Consider the following 4201-nt stretch of genomic DNA (forward strand, 5'->3'; position numbering starts at 1 on the left):
CCCGCCATACCCGCCACTTTGCCGAGTACGAGGCGCAGGTGCGTGCCACCGACTGGGCGGCGATCGAGCAGCAGTCCGGCCTGACTCGCGCCGAGATCGTGCAGGCCGCCCGGGTGTTTGCCGCCAGCCAGCGCATCATCAGCTGCTGGGCCATGGGGGTGACTCAGCATCTGCACTCAGTAGATACCATTCGTGAAATCGTCAACCTGCACCTGATGCGCGGCCAGATTGGCAAGCCGGGCGCAGGGCTCTGTCCGGTACGGGGCCACAGCAACGTGCAGGGCAATCGCACCATGGGGATCAACGAAAAGCCCACCGCCGCCTTCATCGACCGGCTCGAGCGTCACTTGCAGGTGAACCTGCCACGGGCCCCTGGTCATAACGTTTACGAGGCGCTCAAGGCGCTGGACGAGGGCAAGAGCAAGGTGCTCATCTGCCTGGGTGGCAACCTGGCAGCAGCGGCGCCCGACACCGGCTTCACCTACGGGGCGATGAAAAAGGCCGAACTCAACGTGCAGATCAGCACCAAGCTCAACCGCAGCCATCTGCAGGTGGGCAAGGCGGCGCTGATCCTGCCCTGCCTCGGTCGCACCGAGCTCGATATCCAGCACAGCGGCAACCAGAAGATCACGGTGGAGGACACCTTCAGCATGGTGCACGCCTCGACCGGCGCAGCCGAGCCGGTGTCGCCGCTCTGCCTCTCCGAGACCGACATAGTGGCGCGGATGGCTCATGCCACCGTGGGCAGCGAGCAGGTCGACTGGCTGGCCCTGCGCGATGACTATGCTCGTATCCGTGATCTTATCGAACAGACCATCGCCGGTTTTGCCGATTTCAATGCCCGCATCCAGCAGCCGTGCGGTTTTCATCTGGATAACTCCGCCGCCAAGCTGGTGTGGAACACCGCCAGCGGCCAGGCCGAGTTTCGTGCCAGCACCCTGCCGCACTCTGTGTTGCCGGAGTGTACCCGTCATGCCGAGCAGATGAGCGATCAGCCGGTGTTGCTGCTGCAGAGCCTGCGCTCTCACGATCAGTACAACACCACCATCTATGGCATGGATGACCGTTATCGCGGCATCAAGGGCCAGCGCAACGTGGTGTTCATGAACGAGGCGGATGCTCGCCAGCTTGGCTTTGCCGAAGGGGACAGGGTCGACATGGCGGCCATCTGCAACGACGGGCGCGAGCGCAGCGTGACCGGTTTTGTGGTGGTGATCTACCAGATCCCGCGCGGCAACATCGCGGCCTACTATCCGGAGACCAACCCGCTGGTGCCCATCGACAGCATAGGGGCGGGCTCGTTTACCCCGACCTCCAAGTCCATCCCGGTGCTGGTGACCGCCTCCAATCGGCAGGACAATCTGTTGCTGCTATGAACAGAGAGGTTTGCAGGCTAGCCGGTTCAAGCCGGCCAGCCCCATGCAGCAGAGCCTAGACATCCTATAAACAACAACGCCGCATANNTGCTCTACCAACTGAGCTATACCGGCGTGCCACTAGATTCCTGAAAACCCGGGGGCAAGTCAATGAGCTGCACTCGGTTTTATGAGTGAGCTCATGGAGTTACGGCCAATGTCAGAGGTCGGCGAACTCCGGAATATGGCCCCGGCCGCGGCTTTCGAGAAAATCGAGCAGGGCGCGGGGGGAGCGCGCCAGGATCCGCTCTTCGGGGAAGCCGGCCTCGGTCACCAGCCGGTGGCAGTGCTCGAAATCCCCGAGGCTGAAGGCCACGTGGGAGTCGGAGCCGAAGGTGAGGTAGGCACCCATGTCCCGCGCCGCCTCGACGATGGCGCGGCAGTTGCCTTCACTACCCGGGCGGGAGTGGCTGAAGGAGGAGTTGTTGAGCTCCAGCGCCACCCGATACTCTGCCGCTGCCTTGACCACGGCCTGGATATCGATGGGGAAGGCGGGATTGCCGGGGTGGCTTATCATGTCGACCCGGCCGCTCTTGATGGCGTTGATCATGGCTTGGGTGTGGGTGGCCTGATCGCAGGGGGGGAACACTGGCTCGTGAAAGCCCGCCATGATCATGTCGAGCCGAGACTCGTAGCGCTCGGGGAAGTCGATCTCGCCATCGATGTTCTTGATGTTGGCTTCGATGCCGCGCAGGATGCCGACCCCGTCGACCACCCGTGGCAATACGTGCAGGTTGACGAAGTGCCAGAAGTGGGGGGCATCTGCCATGTCGGGGCCATGATCCGTGGTGGCGAACAGCTTGATCCCCTTTGCCTTCGCGATGGGCAGGTAGTCGTGAATGGTGCTGTAGGCGTGGGTGCTGGCGACGGTGTGGGTGTGGGTATCGACCGTGTACTTCATCTCATCTTCCCCTCTGGCGTGAGGGGCCAGCATAGCAAAGGCAGCGGGTCGAGACCATGTCGTGGCTTGTCATACTTTGTCACAAATTGAGGGCAGGTTGACAAAGTTTGAACACGCTTGGCGGCCATGATGGATGTATCGATGAAAGCCTGAACTCGCATCGATGGGTTGGATCAGGATGGTGCAACCTCATTTCCCCGCCGTCGCGCCCTGCGACGGTTTTTTTTGCCCGTTTGCCAAGGTTCTGGATATCAGCAGGGTAAAAAAATGCCCAACTAGCATGGAGCAGGTTGGGCGAGACTTAATGTTTAATTGCAGTGGCATAGATATAGAGTCCGATTCGTCCGTGAAGTTCCCGCCTTGTTCCCCATTTTCACGAAAAACATTTCACTAACACCTGTTCACATTCTCTTGACACAAAAGGTTGTGAAACGTACTTTTTAAACATTCGTTTAAGTGAGGTGTCCTGTGAGTAAAATCGATACCAAAAACCGCATTCTCGATGCCGCCGAGGTGTTGTTTGCCGAACGGGGGTTCGCCGATACCTCTTTGCGTCTGATCACCAGCGAGGCGGATGTCAACCTGGCCTCGGTGAACTACCACTTCGGCTCCAAGAAGGAGCTGATCCAGGCGGTGCTCGATCGCTATCTGAGCCTGTTCATGCCCGAGCTGGATGCACGCCTGCATACCCTGATGGCGCAGGAGCAGCTGACCTTGCTGCAGGTGTTCGAGAGTTTCGTCGACCCCCTGATGAAGCTGGTGGCTGTGCGCACCAACGGCCCGGCCATCTTCATGCAGCTGCTGGGACGTGGCTACATCGACAGCCAGGGTCACCTGCGCCGCTTCATCACCGCCCATTACGGCCCCATTTTGCAGCGGATCACCCAGGCCATCTCCAAGGCCAACCCGGAGTTGTCGCCGGCGGATCTGTTCTGGCGGCTGCACTTCACCCTGGGTACCGTCGTGTTCACCATGGCTTCGGCCGATGCGCTGCGCGACATCGCCCAGGCCGATTTCGGCCAGCAGCTCGATGTGGAGGGGCTGGTACGCAACGTCATTCCTTATCTGGCGTCCGGTGTCGGGGCGCCCGTGGAGTCGACCAGGCTCTCCCTGGCCGTGTAACAACCAACAATAAATCAACGGAAACAGTGAAATAGAAGGAACTTGAGTATGATCACATTGCTTATCCTGCTGGTGCTGGCGATAGCCGTCGTGCTCGGCGTGCCCTCCATCCGTAAAAAGGTGGTCACCCGCCCGGTGTTCGGCATCTTCAAGAAGATACTGCCGCCCTTGTCTGCCACCGAGCGGGAGGCCATGGAAGCTGGCTCCGTCTGGTGGGATGGCGAGTTGTTTCGCGGCAACCCCGACTGGAAAAAACTGCACGGCTACGGCAAGGCCGAGCTGACCGCCGAGGAGCAGGCCTTCATCGACAACCAGGTCGAAACCCTGCTCGCCATGGTCGACGACTTCAAGATCGTCAACGAAACCAAAGACCTGCCGGAACCGGTGTGGGACTATCTGAAGAAGGAAGGCTTCTTCTCCCTGATCATCCCGAAATCCTACGGCGGCCGTGAGTTCTCCGCGATTGCCAACTCCACCATCGTTACCCGCATCGCGACCAAGAGCCTGAGCGTGGCAGTCACCGTCATGGTGCCGAACTCCCTCGGCCCGGGCGAGCTGCTGATGCACTACGGCACCCAGGCCCAGAAGGACTTCTGGCTGCCAGGGCTGGCCAACGGCAAGGAAGTGCCCTGCTTCGCCCTGACCGGGCCGGAAGCGGGCTCCGATGCCGGCGCCATTCCTGACAAGGGGATCGTCTGCAAGGGGATGCACAAGGGTGAAGAGGTGCTGGGTATTCGCCTCAACTGGAACAAGCGCTACATCA

4 protein-coding genes are annotated in these 4201 nt (G+C 60.4%); 3 read left to right on the forward strand and 1 reads right to left on the reverse strand.

Annotation, left to right across the window (positions count from 1 at the left end):
* Positions 1 to 1376: molybdopterin dinucleotide binding domain-containing protein (locus BN1143_RS19885; protein WP_042051912.1), on the forward strand; the 1376-nt coding region annotated here is incomplete at its 5' end.
* A gap of 199 nt (positions 1377 to 1575) precedes the next feature.
* Here BN1143_RS19885 and BN1143_RS19890 read toward each other — a convergent pair.
* Positions 1576 to 2316, reverse strand: coding sequence for a phosphatase (locus BN1143_RS19890; RefSeq protein WP_042051913.1), 741 nt, complete (start codon positions 2314 to 2316; stop codon positions 1576 to 1578).
* A gap of 468 nt (positions 2317 to 2784) precedes the next feature.
* On the opposite strand from BN1143_RS19890, the gene psrA reads away from it, so the two are divergent.
* Complete coding sequence (gene psrA, locus BN1143_RS19895) at positions 2785 to 3438, forward strand: TetR family transcriptional repressor PsrA (RefSeq protein ID WP_005298722.1); 654 nt, start codon at positions 2785 to 2787, stop codon at positions 3436 to 3438.
* Positions 3439 to 3486: 48 nt separating this feature from the next.
* Positions 3487 to 4201 (forward strand): acyl-CoA dehydrogenase family protein (locus tag BN1143_RS19900; protein ID WP_042007286.1); only part of this gene is annotated, 715 nt, incomplete at its 3' end.

It is taken from the genome of Aeromonas dhakensis (assembly GCF_000820305.1).
In the GTDB taxonomy this organism is placed as follows: domain Bacteria; phylum Pseudomonadota; class Gammaproteobacteria; order Enterobacterales; family Aeromonadaceae; genus Aeromonas; species Aeromonas dhakensis.

What these genes read in the sequence shown, in the direction of transcription:
- BN1143_RS19890 (WP_042051913.1), bottom strand. Translation starts at nt 2,316, where the DNA reads ATGAAGTACACGGTCGATACCCACACCCACACCGTCGCCAGCACCCAC.